Genomic DNA, 20,831 nt, shown 5'->3' with positions numbered 1-20,831 from the left:
CCCGGTGACCCACCTGCTGCCCCACGACGTCCGACCCACCGAGTTCGACGCGCTGCTGCCGGCGATGCTGGCCGACCTCGAGGAGCTGGTGACCGTCGAGTCACCCTCGGCCGACCCGGCCGCAGTGGCCGCCGGGGCGGCCCGGGTGGCCCGGATGGGCGCGAAGGCGCTGGGGGCCGAGCCGGAGGTGCTGCTGCACGAGGGCTGCACGCACCTGCGCTGGCGGCTCGGTGCGGGCCCCCGCCGGGTGCTGCTGCTCTGCCACCAGGACACGGTCTGGCCACTGGGCACCCTGGCGGAGATCCCGTGGTCGGTGACCGACGGGGTGGTGCGCGGCCCGGGCTGCTTCGACATGAAGGCCGGCATCGTGCTCGTCTTCACCGCGCTGGCCCGGCTGCAGGCCGCGGGCGAGGACCTGGACGGGGTGACCGTGCTGGTCACCGGGGACGAGGAGGTCGGCTCCCCGACGTCGGCCGACCTGATCCGGGCCGAGGCCGCCGGCTGCGACGCGGTGCTCGTGCTGGAGGCCAGCGCCGACGGCGGTGCGCTCAAGACCGGCCGGAAGGGCGCCTCGATGTACGACCTCCTGGTGACCGGTCGGGCCGCCCACGCCGGGCTGGAACCGGAGAAGGGCGTCAGCAGCACCGTCGAGCTCGCCCACCAGGTGCTGGCGATCGCCGACCTGGCCGACCGGGCGCTGGGCACCACGGTCACCCCGACGGTGCTCACCTCGGGCACCACCACGAACACCGTCCCGGCCACCGGCCGGCTCAGTGTCGACGTCCGGGCGCGCACCGCCGCCGAGCAGGAGCGGGTCGACGCCGGGATGCGCGCGCTGACGCCGCAGCTGCCGGGTGCGGTCCTCGAGCTGCGCGGCGGGATCAACCGGCCGCCGCTGGAGGAGACCGCCTCGGCCGGGCTGTTCGCGCTGGCCACAGCGGTGTCGGCCCAGCTGGGCCTGCCGGCGCCGGCCGGGGTCACCGTCGGGGGCGCCTCCGACGGCAACTTCACCGCCGGCATCGGGGTGCCCACGCTGGACGGGCTCGGCGCGGTCGGCGGCGGGGCGCACGCCGTCGACGAGCACGTGCTCGCCGACCAGCTCCCCGGCCGGGCCGCGCTCCTCGCCGGCCTGGTGCAGGCAGTGCTGGACGGCGGGGGCCTTGGCGTCCCGGACGAAGACCGCCCCGGTGAATGAGCACCCCGCACCAAGCCCGGGCGGGACCACCGCACGGACCATGGGCGGTGTGACCGACCTGATCGCCGGGACCCCGCTGCCTCTGCCCGCCACCGGGCCGGGTGGTCAGGGTGCGGCCCGCGCCGGCGCCGGTGCGGCCTCGGTGGTCGCCGCGGAGGCCGCCGCCGCCTCGGGGGTGCGGGTCGTCGCGCTCACCGACCTGGCCGACCTGCGGGCCGTCCAGGCGCTCTTCGACTTCATCTGGCACCCCGCCCCGGACAACCGGCCGGTGACCGTGGAGCTGATGCGGGCGCTGACCAAGGCCGGCAACCCGCTGTTCGGTGCGTACGCCGACGGGCAGCTGGTCGGGGCCTGCGTGGCCTTCTTCGCCGCCCCGTCGGGCACCGCCCTGCACAGTCACGTCACCGGCGTCGCGCCGTCGGCGCAGCGACGCAGCGTCGGCCGGGCGCTGAAGCTGCACCAGCGGGCGTGGGCACTGCAGCACGGCCTCGACCGGATCAGCTGGACCTTCGACCCGCTCGTCCGGCGCAACGCCTGGTTCAACCTGGGCCGGCTGGCCGCCACCCCGGTGGAGTACCTGCCGGACTTCTACGGCCCGATGGGCGACACGATCAACGCCTCCGACCAGTCCGACCGGCTGCTCACCTGCTGGTCGCTGGAGGCACCCGCGGTGGTGCGAGCGGTCGCCGGCCAGCCGGTGGAGGTCGACCTGCCCGCCCTGCTGGCGGCCGGCGCGTCCGCCGTCCTGGCCGTGGGGCCCGACGGGCGCCCGGAGGCCCGGCCCGGGACGCCGGGGGTGCCCGCGCTGATCGCCGTCCCGGCCGACGTCGAGACACTGCGTGCCCGCGATGCCGCGCTGGCCGCGGAGTGGCGCATCGCCGTGCGGGCCGCCCTCGGCGGTGCGCTGACCGCAGGAGCCCGCGTGCGGGGGTTCGCCCGCGAGGGCTGGTACGTCGTCGACGGCCCGGGTCTCCCCGGCGCCCCTGAGGCCGGGAGGGCCACACCGTGAAGCTCGAGGCCGTGGAACTGCGCCGGATCCGGATGCCGCTGGTGGCACCGTTCCGCACGTCGTTCGGCAGTCAGACCGCCCGCGACATCCTGCTGGTGCGGGCGCGGACCGACGTGGCGGAGGGCTGGGGCGAGTGCGCCGCGCTGCCGGACCCGCGCTACTCCGCCGAGTACGTCGACGGCGTCGCCGACGTGCTGCGCCGGTTCTTCCTCCCCGCCGTCGCCGCCGTCCCCGAGCTCGACGCCAACGCCGTCGGCCGGGCGCTGGCGCCGTACTCCGGGCACTGGATGGCCAAGGCGTCGATCGAGACGGCGGTGCTGGACGCCGAGCTGCGCGCGGACGGGCGCTCCTTCGGCTCGTTCCTGGGCGCCGCCGTCGACCGGGTGCCCTGCGGGGTCTCGGTCGGGATCATGGACTCGATCCCGGAGCTGCTCGACGCCGTCGGCGGCTACCTGGAGCAGGGCTACCTGCGGATCAAGCTCAAGATCGAACCGGGCTGGGACGTCGAGCCGGTCCGCGCGGTCCGGGAGCGCTTCGGCGACGTCGCGCTGCAGGTCGACGCCAACACCGCCTACGCCGTCTCCGACGCCCGGCACCTGGCCCGACTGGACCCCTTCGACCTGCTGCTGATCGAGCAGCCGCTGGACGAGGACGACGTGCTCGGCCACGCCGAGCTGGCCCGCACGGTGCGCACGCCGATCTGCCTGGACGAGTCGATCACCTCGGCCCGCTCGGCCGCGGCGGCGATCCGGCTGGGCGCCTGCTCGATCGTGAACGTGAAGCCCGCCCGGGTCGGCGGGTACCTGGAGGCCCGGCGGATCCACGACGTGTGCGCCGCGCACGGCGTGCCGGTGTGGTGCGGCGGGATGCTGGAGACCGGGCTGGGCCGCGCCGCCAACGTGGCACTGGCCGCGCTGCCGAACTTCACCCTGCCCGGGGACACCTCGGCCTCCGACCGGTACTACGCCACCGACATCACCGAGCCGTTCCGGCTCGACGACGGGCACCTGCGGGTGCCGACCGGCCCCGGCCTGGGGGTCGAGCCCGACGCCGCGCTGCTCGAGGAGGTCACCACCTCGGTGGAGGAGATCGACCTGCGCTGAGGTGCCCGGTTCGTCCGACCGGACGAACCGGGCACCTCCGAGTCGTGCGGGAGGACTGTCCGCGCGGCCGCCGCCGCCCCTAGGGTCGGCCCGGTGAGCCTGCCTGCGAGCTCGGTCCCGGGTCTGTCCACGCTCGCCGCTGCCCCGGCGGCGGCGCACCGGGCCAGCCTCGGCCACGTCCTGGACCACCTGGGCACCACGCTGCTCGAGGTGGCCGCCGGCGACCCGACGGCCGACCTGGCCGAGCAGGGCGTCGGCGGGCTGGTCATCCACGACCCGGTCGACCCTCCGGCGCTGCCCTCCCGGGCGCTGGTGCTGGGCGTCGGCGTGCACGAGCCGGACGCCGTCCTCGACCTGCTGGAGCAGACCGCCGCCGCCGGCGGGGCCGGGCTGATCGTGCGGGCGCCGGCGCCCCCCGACCCACGGATCTCCGCGGTCGCCGAGCGCACCGGCACCGTGCTGCTCGCACTGACCCGCGGCGCCAGCTGGAACCAACTGGCCACCCTGGTCCGCTCGCTGCTCGGCGAGGGCGGGGTCGGCACCGCGGGCGCCGAGTCGCTGGGCGGGGTGCCGGGCGGGGACCTGTTCGCCCTCGCCAACGCGATCGCCTCGCTGCTGGACGCCCCGGTGACCATCGAGGACCGCAGCTCGCACATCCTCGCCTTCTCCGGCCGCCAGGACGAGGCCGACGAGTCGCGCATCCAGACCATCCTCGGCCGCCAGGTGCCCGACCGGTTCACCCGCCGGCTCGAGGCGCACGGGGTGTTCCGGCAGCTGTACGCCACCGACCGCCCGGTGTGGATGGCACCGGAGGTGCTCGGGATGCCGGAGGTGACCATCGCCCGGGTGGCGGTCGCGGTGCGGGCCGGCGACGAGATCCTCGGCACCATCTGGGCCGCCGTCGACGAGCCGCTGGACCCCTCGCGCGAGCGCAGCCTGGTCGACGCGGCGAAGCTGGTCGCCCTGCACCTGCTGCGGATGCGGGCCGGTGCCGACGTGGAGCGGCGGCTGGCCAGCGAACTGGTCGCCACGGCGCTGGAGGGCGGGCCGGGCACGGTCGACGCGCTGAGCCGGCTGGGGCTGGCCGACCGGCCGCTCATCGTGCTGGCGATGGGACTGACCGAGAACACCGACGAGCACGGCACCCTGACCCTGGCCCGGCGCGAGGCCGAGCGGCAGCGCTCCGCGGACGCGCTGGCCGTGCACCTGACCGCACTGCACCCCGGCTCCGTCGTCGCCCTGGTCGGCGGGGTCTGCTACGGCGTCCTGCCGGTCGGGGCGGACGCACCGACGGCGGACGCGCGGGCCGCCGCGGTGGCCACCGAGTTCCTGCAGCGCACCGGTGGCCGGGTGCCCGGGATGATCGGCGTCGGCACCGTCGCCCTCGACGTCTCGGCGCTGACCCGCTCCCGGGACGCCGCCGACCGGGCCCTGCGGGTGCTGCGCAACGGCACCACCTCGCGCCGGGTGGCCCGCGCCAGCGACGTGCACATCGAGTCGCTGATGCTGCAACTGGCCGACCTGGCCGCCGCCGAGGGACACCAGGCCTCGGGGCCGGTCGCCCGACTGGCCGAGTACGACGCCGCGCACCGCGCCCAACTGGTGGAGACGCTGCGCGCCTGGCTGGACGCCTTCGGGGACGCGATCGCCGCCTCCGCGAAGGTGCACGTGCACCCCAACACCTTCCGCTACCGGCTGCGCCGGATCGCCGAGGTCGGCGGGATCGACCTGGGCGACGCCGACTCCCGGTTCGCCGCGATGCTGGAGCTGCGGCTGCTGCGCTGGTGAACGGCTCGGTGACCGGTGCTCAGCCGGCCACCGCGCGGGCGAAGCGCTGCGACCACTCCGCGAGCCGCTCCCGCAGCTCGACCGGGGCGACCACGGTGAACTCCGCGCGGACGGCGCCCAGCACCAGGGCCGGCCAGTCCAGGTCGTCGGTCTCCAGGTGCAGCCGGCAGCGGTCCGGGCCCTCGTCGGTGACCCGCACCCACCGACCGACCCGGTCGCGGACGACCGCCGCCGGGGCCTCGACCACCGCCTCCACGACGGTCGGCGTGCGGAACTGGTCCATGCCCGCCCGGACGAATGCTGCGGCGTCCTCGGCCGGCAGCGGTCGCGGGGCGAACCGGGCCCCGGTGCCCCGCAGCCCGGACATCCGGTCCAGCCGGAAGGTGCGCCAGTCACCACGGGACGGGTCGTAGGCGACGAGGTACCAGCGGCGGCCCAGCGGCACGAGCCGGTGCGGCTCCACCAGCCGGTCCGCCGGTGGTCTCCCGGCCGCGGTGTAGGTGAACTCCAGCCGCTCGGTCTCCCGGCATGCCTGGGCGGCCGCCACCAGCACGCCCGGGTCGACCGCGGGGCCGCCGTCGGACCAGGGTGGGGCGGGCACGGTCATCGCCCGCAGCGCCTCCACCCGGCGGCGCAGCCGGGCGGGCAGCACCGGCAGCACCTTGGTCAGGGCCCGCACCGAGGGCTCGGCCATCCCGGCGCCCGCCCCGGCCGCCGCGGCCTGCAGCCCCACGGTGAGCGCCACCGCCTCGTCGTCGTCGAGCACCAGCGGCGGCAGCGCGGCCCCGGCGGCCAGCCGGTAGCCGCCGTCCACCCCGGGACGGGCCTCCACCGGGTAGCCGAGCTCGCGCAGCCGGTCCACGTCCCGGCGCAGCGTCCGCAGCGAGACGCCCAACCGGCCGGCCAGGTCGGCGCCGGCCCAGTCGCGGCGGCCCTGCATCAGCGAGAGCAGGCGCAGCGCACGGGAGGTGGGGTCGACCATGCGCTGAGACTGCCATCCATCGCGGACAGGATCTGGCACCGATGCCCGGCAGCATCGTCGGTACAAGATCCCATCGACGAGAGGGCACACCGATGACCACCACCCAGACCACCACCCCCACCCCTGTCACCGGCGAGCGGGCAGACCTGCTCGAGTCGCTCGCCAAGCACCGCATGTTCCTGATCCACACGGTGCAGGGGCTGACCGACGAGCAGGCCCGGCTGCGGCCCACCGTCAGCGAGCTGACCCTGGGCGGCCTGCTCAAGCACGTCACCGCCATGGAACGGATGTGGGCGGAGTTCATGGTGACCGGCCCGGCCACCTTCCCGGCGTTCGACGAGTCGACGGCGGAGGAGTGGGCGGCGGAGTTCGTGATGGGCCCGGACCAGACGCTGGCCGAGCTGCTCGCCGACGCCGCCACGGTCGCCCAGCGCACCGACGAGCTGGTCCGGACCCTGCCGAGCCTGGACGTCACGTACCCGCTGCCGGCGGCGCCGTGGTTCGAGCCGGGCGCCCGGTGGTCCGCCCGCCGGGTCGTGCTGCACATGATCGCCGAGATCGCCCAGCACGCCGGCCACGCCGACGTCCTGCGCGAGACCATCGACGGCCAGAAGTCGATGGGCTGACCGAGGGCCGGCGCACCCCGGTCAGCTGGGGCGGCCGGCCAGCGGCTCGTGCGCCGGCGCGAAGTGGCAGGCGGCGGCGTGCCGGTGGTCGGCCGTCGGCTCGGTGGTCCGGCACACCTCCCGCTCCGGGTGGACGAGCGGCCCGATCGGGCAGCGCGGGTGGTACCGGCACCCCGGTGGCGGGGCGTGCGGGTCGGCGGGCTCCGCGGCCGCCACCACCGCCGGCGTCGGGTCGGGGGCGGGCCGATCCGAGCGGGCGTGCGCGGAGTCGGGCACGGCTGCGAGCAGGTCCCGGGTGTAGGGGTGCTGCGGGTCGGCGAGCACCTGCTCGGCCGGCCCGTGCTCGACGATGCGGCCCAGGTACATCACGGCGATCTCGCTGGCCACGTACCGGACGACGGCCAGGTTGTGCGAGATGAACAACATCGAGGTGCCCAGTTCCCGCTGCAGCCGGCGCACCAGGTTCAGCACCGTGCCCTGGATGGAGACGTCGAGCGCGGAGGTGATCTCGTCGGCGACGACCACCGCGGGCCGGGCGGCCAGCGCGCGGGCCAGCGCCACCCGCTGCCGCTGACCGCCGGACAGCTGGCCGGGGTAGGCGCCGGCCCGGGCCGGGTCCAGCTCGACCAGGTCCAGCAGCCGGGCCACCTCACGCCGCCGCTCGGCCGACCGGACCCCGCGCGGCACCGCCTCCGCGACGCTGTCCCCGATCGTCATCCGCGGGTCGAGCGAGGAGTACGGGTCCTGGAAGACCATCTGCACCGGCCGCGGGCCCGATCCGTGCCGCAGCGGCTCCCCGTCGAGCAGGATCCGACCCCCGGACAGCGGCGTGAGGCCCACGGCCGCGCGGGCCAGCGTCGACTTGCCCGAGCCGGACTCCCCCACCAGGCCGACGACCGCGCCGTCCGGCACCGTGAGGCTCACCCGGTCGACGGCGGTCATCGCCCGCCGCCGGGAGCCGTACCGGACGCTCACGTCGTCGAACCGCAGCTCGCTCATGCCCGCTCCCCCAGGGAGACCGCCACCGGCGCAGCACCGGGGACGGCGCGGTCGGTGACCTCACCGGCGTGCCAGCAGGCCACCCGCCAGCCGGCCCCGTCGTCGGCGAGGGCCGGGTCCTCGTCGGTGCACCGCGCCGACGCCAGTGGGCACCGGGGCGCGTAGGCACAGCCCGGCGGCTGGTGCGCCGGGTCGACCGGCCGGCCGGGGATGACCGGCAGCGGCGCGTCCAGGTCGACGTCCATGTCGGGGACCGCGGCCACCAGCGCCCGCGTGTAGGGATGGCGGGCTCCGGTGTCGAGCTCGGCCGCCGGCAGGTCCTCCACCACGCGGCCGGCGTACATCACCAGCACCCGGTCACACACCTGCCCGACGACGGCGACGTCGTGGCTGATCAGCAGCAGCGCCACGCCGTCGGCGGCGCGCACCGCGGCCAGCAGGTCCAGCACCTGCCGCTGCACGGTCACGTCCAGCGCGGTGGTCGGCTCGTCGGCGACGATCAGCGTCGGCTCGCCCATCAGGCCCATGCCGATCATCGCCCGCTGCCGCATCCCGCCGGAGAACTCGTGCGGGTACTGGTGCGCGCGGCGCTCGGCCGCGGGCACCCGGACACTGCGGAGCCGGTCGACGGCGCGGTCCAGCGCCTGCCGCCGGTTCATCCCCTGGTGCTCCTCGGCGACCTCGGCCAGCTGACGCCCGATCCGGCGGGTCGGGTTGAACGACGTCATCGGGTCCTGGAAGACCATCGCGAACGAGGTGCCCAGCAGCCGGCGGTGGCTGCGCTCGGACCCGGTCAGCAGGTCGGTGCCCTGGAACTCCAGCCGGTCCGCGGTGACCTCGCCGGGCTGCTCGACCAGCCGGGCGATCGCCAGTGCGGTGAGCGACTTGCCCGAGCCGGACTCCCCGACGACCCCGACCGCCTCGCCCCGGCCGATCCGGAAGCTCACCCCGCGGACCGGGCGCACCAGCCCACGGGGCCCCGGGAAGGTCACCGAGAGGTCCTGGACGTCGAGCACCGGCCGGTCCGCCGCCGGGCCGGGGTCGGTGGCCGGGGTGCCGTCGTCGGTGACCGGGGCCGGCACGGTGTCGGCCCGGGAGCCCCCGGGCACCGGGTACGCCCCGTTCACGGCGGCGGTCAGCCCGATGCCCTTGGCCACCGCCTCACCGAACAGGTTGAACGCCAGGCCGGCGACGACGATCGCGACGCCGGGGGCCAGCGCCGCCTCCGGGTGGATGTAGATGCCGCTGAGCCCGTCCTGGAGCAGCCGCCCCCAGTCGTAGCTGGGCGCCTGCACGCCCAGACCGAGGAAGGACAGCCCGGCGAAGGCCAGCAGTGCGCCGCCGGCGCCGATCGTCGCGTTCACCACCAGTGGCTCGCCGATGTTGGGCAGCACGTGCCGCAGGAGCACCCGCACCCGGCCCACCCCGGCGATGCGGGCGGCGGCGACGAAGTCGCGGTCGGCGATCCCGGCGGCCAGCGTGTGGGAGAGCCGGGCGAAGGAGGGTGCACCGGCGAAGCCGATGGCCAGCACCGCCCCGGTCGCCCCCACCCCGAAGACGACGGCGAAGAAGAGCGCCAGCAGCAGCCCGGGGAAGGCGACGGCGATGTCGACCCCTGCGGTCACCAGCCGCCCGGCGCGCCGGCCCAGCAGCAGCGGCGCGGTGCCCAGCAGCAACCCGAGGACCACCGCGATCAGCGTCGCCAGCAGCGCCAGGCCGATGGACAGCCGAGTCGCCACCAGCACCCGGGCGAACAGGTCGCGGCCCAGGGCATCGGTGCCCACCCAGTGCTCACCGGAGGCGCCCTGCATCGCTGCGGTGGTGTCCACGGTGTCGGCCGCGTCGGACCAGAACACCGGGCCGAACACCGCAAGCAGGAGCACCACGGCCAGCAGCAGGCCCGCGCCGGCGCCGACCGGGGTGCGGAGCACGGCGAGCCAGCGGGCCCGCGCCGCCGACCGCCGGGTGGGGGCGGCGGCCGGCTGGTCGGCGGCGGTGGGCGGCATCGGTGCGGTCGTCATCGACTCAGCTCTCCCGGATGGCCGAGCGCGGGTCCAGCAGCGCGAGCACCACGTCGACGGTCAGGTTCACCAGCAGCACCCCGGCGCCGTAGACGAGCACGATGCCCTGCACCACGGAGTAGTCCTTGAGCAGGATCGAGGAGACGATCGTGCTGCCCAGCCCCGGCCAGGCGAAGACGTTCTCCACCAGCACCGTGCCCGCGACCAGCGCGCTGAGCAGCAGCCCGCCCAGCGTGATCGTCGCGGTCAGCGCGTTCGGCATGGCGTGCCGGAGGTAGACCTTCGGCGCCGGGAGGCGTTTGGCCCGGGCGGTGCGCACGTGGTCGGCCTGCAGCACCGAGAGCATCTCCACCCGCAGGATCCGGGCCAGCGCGGCGGCCGGCCCGACGGCCAGGGCCAGCACCGGCAGGACGTAGGAGCTCGCACCCCGCTGGCCGGCCACCGGCAGCCAGCCCAGCTGGACGCCGAAGACGTAGACCAGGCCGACGCCGAGCAGGAAGTCCGGGACCGCCCCGGCGACGACGCTCGCCGAGGAGAACGCCAGCTCGCGGCGACGGGCGCGCCCACCCCGGGTCAGCACGCCCATCGCCACCCCGATCGGGACGGCGAGGGCCACGACCACCAGGAACGCCAGCACCGCCAGCTGCGCCGTCGCCGGCAGCCGCTGGGAGATCACCTCCGAGACCGGCAGCCGGGAGGTGAGCGACGTCCCGAGGTCGCCGGTGAGGACGCCCTGCAGGTAGTGCACGTACTGCAGCCACAGCGGGTCGTCCAGGCCGAGGGACGCCCGCCGGGCCGCCACCAGCGACGCCGGCGCGGTCGGCCCCAGCGCCGCCCGGACCGGGTCACCCGGGATCAGGTGGATCATCAGGAACGACGCGGTGACCAGCACCCACAGCGAGACGACGAGCCGGCCGGCGCGCCGGGCGGCGAACCGCAGCCACGGGCTGTCGAGTGCCGCGTCCACCCCCCGGCGCCCCGCCGTCGCGCCGGGCGCCGCCGTCGCGCCGGTCGCCGTCGCCGTGCCGGTCGTCGTCGTCGTGCTCGTCACCGTCACCCCCTCCCCGCCGCCTGCGTCGTCGTCCGGGGCCGGGTCAGTCGACCATCCGGATGCTGGTCGGCTGGAGGACGTCGACGACCTCGAACTCCGCGCCGCTGCCGAAGAAGCTCACGTCCTGGTTGGCGAACGGGACGACGTCGGCGTCCCGGACCAGGGCGGCCTCCGCCTCCAGCCAGGTGTCGCAGCCCTCCGTGCCGATCATGGTCATCGCCTCGGCCACCAGCTGGGTGTAGTCGGCGTTGTCGATGGCGGCGAAGTTGTTGCCGTCGGGCACCGTCGGGCCGGACAGGAAGGGCACCAGCTGGTCCGGGCTGCTGACGTTGACCGGGATCCAGGCGACGTCCCAGTCACCGGTGCCGAAGATGGTCTCGACCGCGGCGGTCTCGTCCTTCGGCGTCGTCGTCACCTCGGCGCCGAGCTCGGTCCAGGCGGCGACGACGAGCTCGGCGGCCGCGGAGCCCGGCGCGCCCAGCGCGCTGTCGTAGAGGAACGTCAGCTCCAGCCGTTGGCCGTCCTTGCTGCGCACGCCGTCGGCGCCGGCCTCCCAGCCCGCCTCGTCGAGCAGCTGCTGGGCGGCCGCCAGGTCGTACTCGGGCAGCGCGCCGGAGATCGAGTCGCCGGGGCAGGAAGCCGGGGCGGAGGCGGCGAACGTGGTGCCGGGTCCGCCGCGGCCGGCGGTGATCACCTCGGCCAGCTGGTCCAGGTCGACCGCCTGGGTCAGCGCCATCCGCACCGCCGGGTCGGCCGTGGGGTGGCCCTCGCCGTGGTGGTACCACATCTCGCCCAGCACCGCGGTGACGGTCGCGTCGAACAGGCCCTCCTCGGCCAGCCGCTCGGCGTCCGGGCCCAGGATCTGGGCGGCGCTGAGCCCGCCGGACAGCAGCAGGTTCGCCGAGGTGGTCTCGTTGCCGACGACCTGCGCCACGATCTCGTCGGGCATGCCCTCGACGTCGGTGCCTGCGCCGTCGGGGCCCCAGGTGTACCCCTCGCGCAGGGTGTAGGTGTAGTGGTCGCTGGGGACGGCCTCGGTGAGCTCGTAGGGCCCGGTGCCGAGGGTCTCCGCGGCCAGCTGGTCGCGGTCCTCCAGGCCTGCGGCGCAGACCATCGGGACGCCGGCCAGGCCCTCCAGCACGAAGGGCGCGGGCCCGGCCAGGTCCATGGTCACGGTGCCGGTGGCGTCGTCCGCGGTGGCCTGGACGCCGGCCGGCACGAAGACCCCGAGGAACGGGCTCTGGTTGGCCGGGTCGGCGATCCAGTTGAGGTTGGCCGCCGCGTCGCTCGCGGTGAAGGGCGAACCGTCGGAGCAGGTGACGTCGTCGCCGATGGTCAGGGTGACGGTCTCGGCGTCGACCGTCCACTCCTCGGCGATCCCCGAGACGACCTCCCCCTCGCTGTCGATGAACACCAGGGAGTCGTAGGCGAAGTGGCTGAGCTGGAAGAGGTCGCTGGCCGCCGAGGCCTGCGGGTCGAGGTTCCCCGGGTCGGAGGACAGCGCCATGGTGAAGGTGCCGCCGTCGACGACCTCACCGCTGCCGCCACCCCCGTCGTCTCCGCCACCGCACCCGGCGAGGAGGAGCGTGGCGGCGGAGACGCCGACGCCGGTCCGGATGAGCCTCATGGTGTGTCCTCTCCTGATGCGGCGGTTGCGAGAAGGCTGCCGCGCGACAGCCGCAGGTTCTTCGTCCGGACGGACGAGGCCGACCGCACCGGCTCGTCGTGGGTGACGAGCCGGCCGGGCGGTGTCATCCGGCGACCCGCGGGACGGCGCGGCCGATGTGCATGAACCGCGCATGACCGGCGCCGTCGTCGCCGAGGAAGGCGAAGGGCACGTGCAGGCCGGACTGGGCCTGCACCGGGATCAGCGTGTCCGGGGCGAAGGAGACCAGCTCGCTGCGCTCGGGCTGCTCGCCCATCTCCAGGGCGATGTCCTTGGGGCGCATCTCCAGCCAGATCCGGCCGTCGTCGTCCTGGCTGACGACCAGGTCGGCCACCCGGCTGCTGTACGTGCCGGCGTACCGCGTCGCGTCGACCCGGGGCGGGTCGACCGGCGGCACCGGCAGCGCCCGGAGCTGCACGTCGGCCAGCTCCCGCAGCACGTGGCCCACGACGTCCCGGTACAGCCCGTAGGGGTCCCCGCCGTTGGTGAGCAGCACGACCGCGATGCCCTGCTCGGGCAGGACCCGCAGGAACGAGGCCTGGCCGATGGTGTTGCCGTCGTGCCCGATGACCGGGGTGCCCTGGCCGTCGAACAGCTCCCAGCCCAGCCCCCAGGCGTCGCCCATCACCCGGATGTCGGGGAGGTCCACCTGGCGTTCCTGCATCGCCGCGACCGTGCCGGCGTCCAGGACGCTCGACCCGTCGGCGGCCTTGCCCGCCTCCAGGTGCATCCGGGCGAAGGCGAGCAGGTCCCGTGCCCGCATCGACAGCATCGAGCCGGCCGGGGCGTTGGACCGGGCCATGGCCCACATCGGTGCCGGCACCTCCGCGGCGTCCGGCTCGGGGCGCACGTGGCCGACCGCGACCCGGTGGACGATCGCCTCGTACGGGCTGGCCGCGGCGTGGGTGAGGCCGAGGGGGGTGAACAGGCGCTCCGCCAGGCACTCGTCGAACGGCTTGCCGCGCAGCACCTCCACCAGCCGGCCGAGGACGCAGTAGCCGGCGTTGTTGTAGGAGAACTGCTCGCCGGGTGGGAAGAGCTGTGCCACGTCGCCGAGCCCGGCGACGTAGCGCTCCAGGGCGTCGTCGCCGCGGCCGGTGTCGGTGAACACGTCGCCCTCGAAGCCGGCGGTGTGGCTCAGCAGCTGGCGCACGGTGAGGGTGCGTGCCGCCGACTCATCGGCCAACGTCAGGCCGGGCAGGTGCCGGCTGACCGGGTCCTCCAGGGCGACCAGGCCCTCGTCGACCAGCTGCATCACCAGGGTCGCCGTCCAGACCTTGGTGATCGAGCCGATCTGGAACAGCGTGTCCGGTGTCGCGGCCACCTCGGTCACGGTGCTGAGCACCCCGGCGGCGGCGTCGACCACCTCACCCTCGGCGAGCACCGCCACCCCGGCGGCCGGCACCCCGTGCTCGGCCAGCAGCGCCGGCAGGCGGTCGCGGATCCAGGCTCCGACCTCGTCCAGCTTCGTCATGCGGGCACCGTAGGAGCGCTGGTCAGCTGGTTGTTCGTGGTCGCGGCCAGCGCTGCGCGGGCGCCTTCGTCGGCGCCGACGAAGATCCGTGACGGCCGGCGCGGCAGGCTGCGCCCGTGGGTCGGACCGGCCCCGGACGCCGACCGGACGGAGCAGCAGATGACCACGGCCACACGCCCTGCGATCGACCAGCAGCACTGGCAGCAGCGACTGGACGAGCTGGCCCGGCGACACGGGGTGCCCGGCGCGACGCTCGCCGTCCTGCGGCTGGGCGCCGACGGCGGCGCGGACGAACTGGTGGAGGCCGCCACCGGTGTGCTGAACATGGGGACCGGGGTGGAGGTGACCACCGACTCGGTGTTCCAGATCGGCTCGATCACCAAGGTCTGGACCGCCACGCTCGTGATGCAGCTGGTCGACGAGGGCAAGCTCGACCTCGACGCCCCGCTGGTCGAGGTGCTGCCCGAGCTCCAGCTCGGCGACCCCGACGTCGCCAAGCAGGTGACCATGCGGCACCTGCTCACCCACACCAGCGGCATCGACGGCGACGTCTTCACCGACACCGGCCGCGGCGACGACGTGCTGGAGAAGTACGTCGCGGCGCTGGCCGACGTGGCACAGAACCACCCGCTGGGCGCCACCTTCTCCTACTGCAACTCCGGGTTCAACCTCGCCGGGCGGGTGGTCGAGGTGCTCACCGGCAAGACCTGGGACGCCGCCCTGCGCGAGCGCATCATCGAGCCCCTCGGGCTCACCCACACCTCCACGCTGCCGGAGGAGGCGATCCTGCACCGCGCCGCCGTCGGGCACATCGAGCCGGGCGAGGACGCCGACCTGCAGCCGACGACCACCTGGCTGCTCCCCCGCTCGCTCGGCCCGGCCGGCCTGGTGAACGCCACCGCCCGCGACGTCACCGCCTTCGCCCGGCTGCACCTGCGCGACGGCCGCGGCCCGGACGGCGACGTGCTGCTGTCCGCGGCCGCCACGACCCGGATGCAGGAGCTGCAGACCGACCTGCCGGACAAGTACTCCCTCGGTGACTCGTGGGGGCTGGGCTGGATCCGGTTCGACTGGGACGGCGAACGGCTCTACGGCCACGACGGGACGACGATCGGGCAGAACGCCTTCCTGCGGGTGCTGCCCTCCCAGGGCCTCGCGGTGGCGCTGCTGACCAACGGCGGCCACCCCCGCGACCTGTACAGCGAGCTGTACCGCGAGCTGTTCGCCGAGCTCGCCGGGGTGCAGATGGCCGGGCAGCTGGAGCCGCCGGCCACCGCGCCGGACGTGGACCACTCCGGCTACGTGGGCACCTACGAGCGCAGCTCGATCACCACCGAGGTGTTCGAGCGCGACGGTGGGCTGGTGCTGCGGATCATCCCGACCGGGGAGGTCGCCCTGTCCACCGGCGCGACCGTGGAGGAGATGGAGCTGCACCCGGTCGAGCAGGGCCTGTACGCCACCCGGGCGCCGGGCGAGGAGACCTGGATGGCGGCGGTCTTCTACTCGCTGCCCGACGGCAGCGAGTACCTGCACTACGGCGCCCGCGCGCAACCGCGGAAGGCCTGATGCCCGCACCGGTGGCCGACCTCGTCCTGACCGGCGCCCGGGTCATCGACCCGGAGACCGGCCTGGACGGGGTGCGGGCGGTGGGGATCACCGGCGGCGCGATCACCTCGGTCGGCGAGGCGGCGCCGCCGGCCCGGGAGGTGTGGGACGTCGCCGGGCAGGTGCTGGCGCCCGGCTTCATCGACCTGCACAGCCATGCGCAGAGCACCACCGGGCTACGGCTGCAGGCCCTCGACGGCGTGACCACCGCGCTGGAGCTGGAGGCCGGGGTGCTGCCGGTCGCCGGCGCCTACGCACGGGCCGAGGCGGAGGGCCGGCCGGTGAACTTCGGGTTCTCCGCGTCCTGGGCCGACGCCCGGATGCACGTGCTCGACGGGGTGCCGTTGGTGGCCGACGCCTCGCTGGACCTGTTCGCCACCCACCAGTCGCTGCCGAACTGGCGCGGTCCGGCGAGCGACCGGGACGTCGGCCGCATCCTGGACCTGCTGGCCGACGCGGTCGGCGAGGGCGCGCTGGGCATCGGGGTGCTGGTCGGCTACGCACCGGACAGCGGCCGGGCCGAGTACTTCCGGCTGGCCGGTCTCGCCGCCCGACTGGGCGTGCCGACCTTCACCCACACCCGCTTCATCTCCACTGCCGAGCCGGGCACCTCGCTGGAGGGCGCCCTGGAGGTGATCGCCGCCGCGGCCGGCACCGGGGCGCACATGCACATGTGCCACGTGAACAGCACCTCCACCCGGATGATCGACGAGGTCGCCGGCGCGATCGACGCCGCCCGGGTGGGCGGCGTCAGCGTCAGCACCGAGGCCTATCCCTACGGCGCCGGCGCCACGGTCATCGGCGCGGCGTTCCTCGCCCCCGAGCTGCTGCCCCGGCTGGGGATCGGCCCACGGCAGCTGACCTACCTGCCCACCGGGGAGCGGGTCGCCGACGACCGCCGGCTGGCCGAGCTGCGCGCGACCGACCCCGGCGGCGGCGTGGTGGTGCACTTCCTCGACGAGGACGACCCGGCCGACCTCGCCGTCCTGGAGCGGTCGTTCACCCTGGCCGACACCGCGATCGCCACCGACGCGATGCCCTTGGTCGCCCCGGGCGGAGGCCCCGCACCGGATTCCTGGCCACCTCGACCGGACATGGTCACCCACCCGCGCTCGGCCGGTTCCTACGCGCGGACGCTGCGCTGGCTGGTGCGTGAACGAGGTCTGCTCAGCCTGACCGAGGCGCTGCGCCGCTCGTCGCTGCTGCCGGCACAGATCCTGGAGGGCGCCGTCCCGGCGATGCGCCGCAAGGGCCGGGTACAGGTCGGCGCTGACGCCGACCTCGTGGTCTTCGACCCGGACACGGTCACCGACCACGCGACGTACACCCAGGTCGCGCCGTCCAGCGGCTTCCGGCACGTGCTGGTCGCCGGGACGCCGGTGGTCCGGGACGGGGAGCTGCGCACCGACGTGCTGCCCGGCCGGGCGGTGCGCTCGGGCGCGGTCTGACGGGTCTGCCGCGGCCTGCGCCGCCTGCGCCGCCTGGGCGACGGACCGGACCGGGGACCGGGTCACGGATCGGCCGCGATCGAGCCCGGTGAGGGCTGCGCCGGGTCCGACCGGGTACGCCTCGTGGGTGATCCGCATCCGCCCGGCGCTCGTCGCCGGTGCCCTGGCCGTGCTGCTCGGCTCCACCGGGTGCGTCGTCGCCTCGCCCTCCGGGTCCGACGCCCTCGTCGCGTCCGGCCCGGCACCGCAGTCGGCACCCGCCGGGGATGCGGCGGCACCGGCCGAGGACCAGATCGCCCGGGCGGTGTTCGACCGGGTGAACGAGGAGCGGGAGGCCCGCGGGCTGGAACCGGTGGCCTGGAACGACGCGCTGGCCACGGTCGCCCGCGACTGGAGCACGGAGATGGCCGACACCGGGCAGTTCGAGCACCAGGACATCCAGTCGCTGTTGCAGGGCGACGAGCTGTCCGGGTTCCGGGCGGTGGGCGAGAACATCTTCTCCGCGACCGGCCCGGTGCCGGCCGGGACGATCCACGCCGGCTGGATGCGCTCGGACGGCCACCGGGCCAACGTGCTCAACCCCGGCTGGGACCGGCTCGGGGTGGGCGTCCACTGCGGCCCCGACGGGTCGGTGTGGGCGACCCAGGAGTTCGGCCGGACGGCGGGTGCCGACCGGCCGGCGGTCGCCAGCACCACGCCGCCGGTCGAGCCGATCACCCGCCCAGCCGACGACGGCCCCACCTGCTGACGCCGGCCCGCTCCGCCGCCCGGGGATTGCCCGACGCCTCCGGTCGGGTAGGCCCGCCCCGATGACCTCCGCCCTCTCCGTGCCGCAGCTGCGCGCGCTCACCCGGACCCGCGGTCGGCTGGCACGGACCCGCGACCGGCGGCCGCGGCCTGCGGGGGCGGTCGGCCACCTGCGGCCACCTGGTGTACCTGGAGTCCTTCGCCGCCTTCTCCGAGCGGTACGGGACCACGTCGCCGGCCACCGCCGTCCTCCTGGGACTCTGGCGGCTGCTGGCCGACGCGATGCTGCTGGTCGGGTACCGGGTCATGCTGCGTCGGGCGCCGCGCCGACACCAGTCCGAGAAGACGTGATCGTGCGGGGCACGGGACACAGGAGCAGACGATGATCCGCCGGGCGAGGGCCACCGGCCGCCGAGACCGCCACCTGGACGGCGGCCCTCCTGCCGACGACGAGCACGCCGAGCGGCCGGCCAGCACGGAGTCCCCCACCGTCCCCTCGCCCACTCGACCTGCCGTCGCCGCACCGGTCCAGCCGAGCGTGATGCCCGCCTGGGCGCTGCGGACGATGGCCGTGGGCGGGGCCACGCTGGCGCTCGCGGCCGTCGTCTGGCTGGTCTTCTGGCTGCTCTTCCGGCTGCCCATGCTGACCTTCGCGGTGGCGGTCGCGGTGCTGCTGACCGCGCTGAGCGCCCCGGTCGCCGGCCGGCTGCGGCGGGTGGGCGTGCCCGGCGGTCTGGCGGCGCTGGGCGCCGTCCTGCTGCTGCTGGGTGTGCTGGCCGGCATCGGCTTCCTGATCGGCTTCCGGGCCGCCGCGACCCTGCAGGACCTGACCCGGCCGCTGGCGGCCGGGATCGACCGGATCCGGGTGTGGCTGATCGAGGGTCCGCTGCAGCTGGACGCGCAGCAGGTCGCCGACGTCCGCAACGACATCGTCACACGGCTGTACGAGGCCACCCCGAGCCCGGGTGCCGGGGCACAGCTGGGCCTGTTCGCACTGGGCGGGCTGGTGCTGATCGTCTTCCTGGTGTTCTTCCTGCTCAAGGACGGCGCCGGGATGTGGGCCTGGCTGCTGGCCCGGGTGCCCGACCGGAGCCGGGCGAGGGTCGACGGCGCCGGGCTCGCGGCCTGGGACACGCTGGCCGGCTACGTCCGCGGCGTGATCGTGGTGGCCCTGATCGACGCCGTCGGCATCGGACTGGCGCTGCTCGTCCTGGGTGTGCCGTTGTGGCTGTCGTTGACGCTGCTCACCTTCATCGGCGCCTTCGTCCCGATCGTCGGCGCGACCGTCAGCGGCGCGGTGGCGGTGCTGGTCACCCTGGTCACCAACGGGGTGACCGATGCGGTCATCGTGCTGGTGGTCGTGCTGGTGGTCCAGCAGGTCGAGGGCAACGTGCTGCAGCCGCTGATCATGGGCCGGGCGGTCCGGCTGCACCCGGTCGTCATCCTGCTGGGGGTCACCGCCGGAGGCCTGGTCGCCGGCGTGCCCGGTGCCCTGCTGGCGGTCCCGATGCTCGCGGTGGTCTACCGCGTCGTGGAGCACCTGCGGACTCACCCCGCGTCCGACGAGCCGCTCGACGGGTCGGACCGCCCGCTGCCGGCCGCGGCTCCCCCGGCCTGACCGGCGGTCGCCCCCGGGCGGCTCAGTCGACGGCCGACGCCCCGGTCAGCTCCACCTGGTCGGCGGCGATGGCGATCTGCCCGGCCTCGCCGGCGAAGAAGGCGTCCGGGTCGTCGAAGACCACGGCCGCGGCGATCCCGAAGTCCCGCTCGAAGGTCTCCGGGTCCACCGTCGTCGCGGTGCCGGTGACCCGGACGACGTCCTGCACCGCCAGCGGCGGGACCGGGGTCGCCGACACCACCGCCACGGCTCGCCCGGAGCCGGTGGAGACGCGGAACGCGGTGCCGATGTCGGTGGTGGCGATCAGGCCGACGACCTCGGCCCGCACGGACACGTCCTCGCCGTCGGTGAACTGCGGGGTCGGCTCCACGGGCGGCTCGGTCGGGTCGCCCTCGTCGGGCTCGGCCGTCGGCTCGGCGGTGGACTCGGACTCCAGCGCCCCGACCCGCCGCTCCAGCGCCTCGATCTCGTCCCGGACGTCCTGGAGCTCCTCGGCCGTGACCTCGGGCTCCACCGGCGCCGGGTCCTGCCCGCAACCGACGAGGCCGGTCGTGACGACGAGGAGCACGCCGAGCGGGAGCGCCCGACGCCGCCAGCCGGCAGCAGGTCCTCGCAGCCGACGGTGGTCCCTGGTCATCTCGCTCCTTCGCTCGTCAGCGGTCGGCCGGGGGTCTGCGCGACCGGTGGGCGGTCCGTCCCCGAGGGCCTACCCGGTCGGGGCAGCAGGTAGGCCGCCAACGTAGACGGCAACGGTCGGGCAGGACCTCTCCGGCACCCGGCGACCGACCGCACCCCCCGGGGATGGCGCGAGGTGGCCCGAGCTGGTCAGCGCAGGTCCCGCCGCATGACCAGGCGTGGCATCCCGCTCGCCACGGCGTCGGTGGTGCCGACCACGCGGAAGCCGGCTCGTTCGAACATCGACCGGGTCCCGACGAACGACATCGTCAGGTCCATGCGCCCCGGGGGGTCGACCGGGTGCGCCTCGACCGCAGGGGCACCGTGCTCGGCGGCGAAGGCGACCGCCCCCTCGATCAGTGGCGCCGTCACCCCCTGACGACGGTGGCCCGAGCGGACCACGACGCACACGATGCTCCACACCGGCAGGTCGTCGACCGGCCGGATGAGACGCGAGCCGGCCAGCCGGGTGATCTCCGCGCGCGGGCCGATGTTGCACCAGCCCACCGGTTCACCGTCCCGGTAGGTGACCACCCCCGGAGGATGATCGCGCTCGCACAACCGCCGCATGGCCTGCTCCCGGCTCCCCCCGCCGAGCTCCTCGATCTCGGCGGCACGCAGCCGGTGGGACAGGCACCAGCAGTGGTTGGCACGGCGGGTGCGGTTGACGACGTCAGCGAAGTCCTCGAAACGGTCCGGGGTCACGGGGTGCGTCTCCCAGGTCATGGACGCACTCCACCACGACCTGCCGACGATCCGCGCCGCCGTCCCCCGCCGGAGCCGTGCGGGGAGCTCAGCCACGGAGCTCCGACCGCAGGACGCGT

At 75.2% G+C, this 20,831-nt stretch carries 18 protein-coding genes; 10 read left to right on the top strand and 8 right to left on the bottom strand.

The window, feature by feature from the left end:
• Positions 1-4 precede the first annotated feature (4 nt).
• From O2W15_RS20115 to O2W15_RS20100, 4 genes are all read left to right on the top strand, one after another.
• Entirely contained in the window at positions 5-1,195 is a 1,191-nt protein-coding gene (locus O2W15_RS20115) for a M20 family metallopeptidase (RefSeq protein WP_269180688.1), read from the top strand.
• A 40-nt stretch (positions 1,196-1,235) separates the two neighbouring features.
• Positions 1,236-2,204 (top strand): GNAT family N-acetyltransferase, encoded by a 969-nt coding sequence (locus tag O2W15_RS20110; RefSeq protein WP_442928884.1) that lies wholly within the window; start codon positions 1,236-1,238, stop codon positions 2,202-2,204.
• Positions 2,201-3,307, top strand: coding sequence for an o-succinylbenzoate synthase (menC, locus tag O2W15_RS20105; protein WP_269180687.1), 1,107 nt, complete (start codon positions 2,201-2,203; stop codon positions 3,305-3,307). The genes O2W15_RS20110 and menC overlap by 4 nt, the downstream gene beginning before the upstream one ends.
• Positions 3,308-3,400: 93 nt before the next feature.
• Positions 3,401-5,095, top strand: a complete 1,695-nt coding sequence (locus tag O2W15_RS20100; RefSeq protein ID WP_269180686.1) for a helix-turn-helix domain-containing protein — start codon at positions 3,401-3,403, stop codon at positions 5,093-5,095.
• Positions 5,096-5,114: 19 nt separating this feature from the next.
• On the opposite strand, the gene O2W15_RS20095 is transcribed toward O2W15_RS20100, so the two are convergent.
• On the bottom strand, positions 5,115-6,077 hold the full coding sequence (locus O2W15_RS20095) for a helix-turn-helix transcriptional regulator (RefSeq protein ID WP_269180685.1): 963 nt from the start codon (positions 6,075-6,077) through the stop codon (positions 5,115-5,117).
• A gap of 92 nt (positions 6,078-6,169) precedes the next feature.
• Here O2W15_RS20095 and O2W15_RS20090 point away from each other — a divergent pair, with 92 nt between their 5' ends.
• Positions 6,170-6,703 carry a DinB family protein gene (locus tag O2W15_RS20090; RefSeq protein ID WP_269180684.1) on the top strand — a complete coding sequence of 178 codons (534 nt, stop codon included), beginning with the start codon at positions 6,170-6,172 and terminating at the stop codon, positions 6,701-6,703.
• Between the two features lie 21 nt (positions 6,704-6,724).
• On the opposite strand, the gene O2W15_RS20085 is transcribed toward O2W15_RS20090, so the two are convergent.
• The 5 genes from O2W15_RS20085 to O2W15_RS20065 form a co-directional block, all read right to left on the bottom strand.
• Positions 6,725-7,702: an ABC transporter ATP-binding protein gene (locus O2W15_RS20085; RefSeq protein ID WP_269180683.1), complete on the bottom strand. Its 978-nt coding sequence runs from the start codon at positions 7,700-7,702 to the stop codon at positions 6,725-6,727.
• Positions 7,699-9,723, bottom strand: a complete 2,025-nt coding sequence (locus tag O2W15_RS20080; protein WP_269163605.1) for a dipeptide/oligopeptide/nickel ABC transporter permease/ATP-binding protein — start codon at positions 9,721-9,723, stop codon at positions 7,699-7,701. Before O2W15_RS20080 ends, O2W15_RS20085 begins: the two co-directional genes overlap by 4 nt.
• A gap of 4 nt (positions 9,724-9,727) precedes the next feature.
• A complete protein-coding gene (locus tag O2W15_RS20075; protein ID WP_269163604.1) occupies positions 9,728-10,774 on the bottom strand; it encodes an ABC transporter permease in 1,047 nt (348 codons plus the stop codon).
• 43 nt (positions 10,775-10,817) lie between these two features.
• Entirely contained in the window at positions 10,818-12,401 is a 1,584-nt protein-coding gene (locus O2W15_RS20070) for an ABC transporter substrate-binding protein (protein ID WP_269180682.1), read from the bottom strand.
• Positions 12,402-12,525: 124 nt separating this feature from the next.
• Complete coding sequence (locus O2W15_RS20065) at positions 12,526-13,914, bottom strand: serine hydrolase domain-containing protein (protein WP_269163602.1); 1,389 nt, start codon at positions 13,912-13,914, stop codon at positions 12,526-12,528.
• Between the two features lie 159 nt (positions 13,915-14,073).
• Between O2W15_RS20065 and O2W15_RS20060 the strand changes: the two genes are divergently transcribed.
• From O2W15_RS20060 to O2W15_RS20040, 5 genes are all read left to right on the top strand, one after another.
• Positions 14,074-15,480 (top strand): serine hydrolase domain-containing protein, encoded by a 1,407-nt coding sequence (locus O2W15_RS20060; RefSeq protein WP_269180681.1) that lies wholly within the window; start codon positions 14,074-14,076, stop codon positions 15,478-15,480.
• The gene (locus O2W15_RS20055; RefSeq protein WP_269180680.1) at positions 15,480-16,967 is read left to right on the top strand and encodes an amidohydrolase family protein; all 1,488 of its coding nucleotides are present in this window, start codon (positions 15,480-15,482) and stop codon (positions 16,965-16,967) included. The genes O2W15_RS20060 and O2W15_RS20055 overlap by 1 nt, the downstream gene beginning before the upstream one ends.
• 127 nt (positions 16,968-17,094) lie before the next feature.
• Positions 17,095-17,715: a CAP domain-containing protein gene (locus O2W15_RS20050; RefSeq protein ID WP_269163599.1), complete on the top strand. Its 621-nt coding sequence runs from the start codon at positions 17,095-17,097 to the stop codon at positions 17,713-17,715.
• Between the two features lie 182 nt (positions 17,716-17,897).
• Positions 17,898-18,065: a hypothetical protein gene (locus O2W15_RS20045; RefSeq protein ID WP_269180679.1), complete on the top strand. Its 168-nt coding sequence runs from the start codon at positions 17,898-17,900 to the stop codon at positions 18,063-18,065.
• Between the two features lie 31 nt (positions 18,066-18,096).
• Entirely contained in the window at positions 18,097-19,332 is a 1,236-nt protein-coding gene (locus O2W15_RS20040; protein WP_269180678.1) for an AI-2E family transporter, read from the top strand.
• Positions 19,333-19,354: 22 nt separating this feature from the next.
• Here the strand turns inward: O2W15_RS20040 and O2W15_RS20035 are convergent, their stop codons facing one another.
• Positions 19,355-19,969 (bottom strand): hypothetical protein, encoded by a 615-nt coding sequence (locus O2W15_RS20035; protein ID WP_269180677.1) that lies wholly within the window; start codon positions 19,967-19,969, stop codon positions 19,355-19,357.
• Between the two features lie 188 nt (positions 19,970-20,157).
• Positions 20,158-20,733, bottom strand: a complete 576-nt coding sequence (locus O2W15_RS20030) for a GNAT family N-acetyltransferase (RefSeq protein WP_269180676.1) — start codon at positions 20,731-20,733, stop codon at positions 20,158-20,160.
• Positions 20,734-20,831: the final 98 nt, after the last annotated feature.

The sequence above is a fragment of the Modestobacter sp. VKM Ac-2979 genome (genome assembly GCF_026967995.1).
Taxonomy (GTDB): domain Bacteria; phylum Actinomycetota; class Actinomycetes; order Mycobacteriales; family Geodermatophilaceae; genus Modestobacter.
The sequence above is the reverse complement of the archived record's forward strand: the minus strand, read 5'-3'. Positions and strand labels throughout refer to the sequence as shown.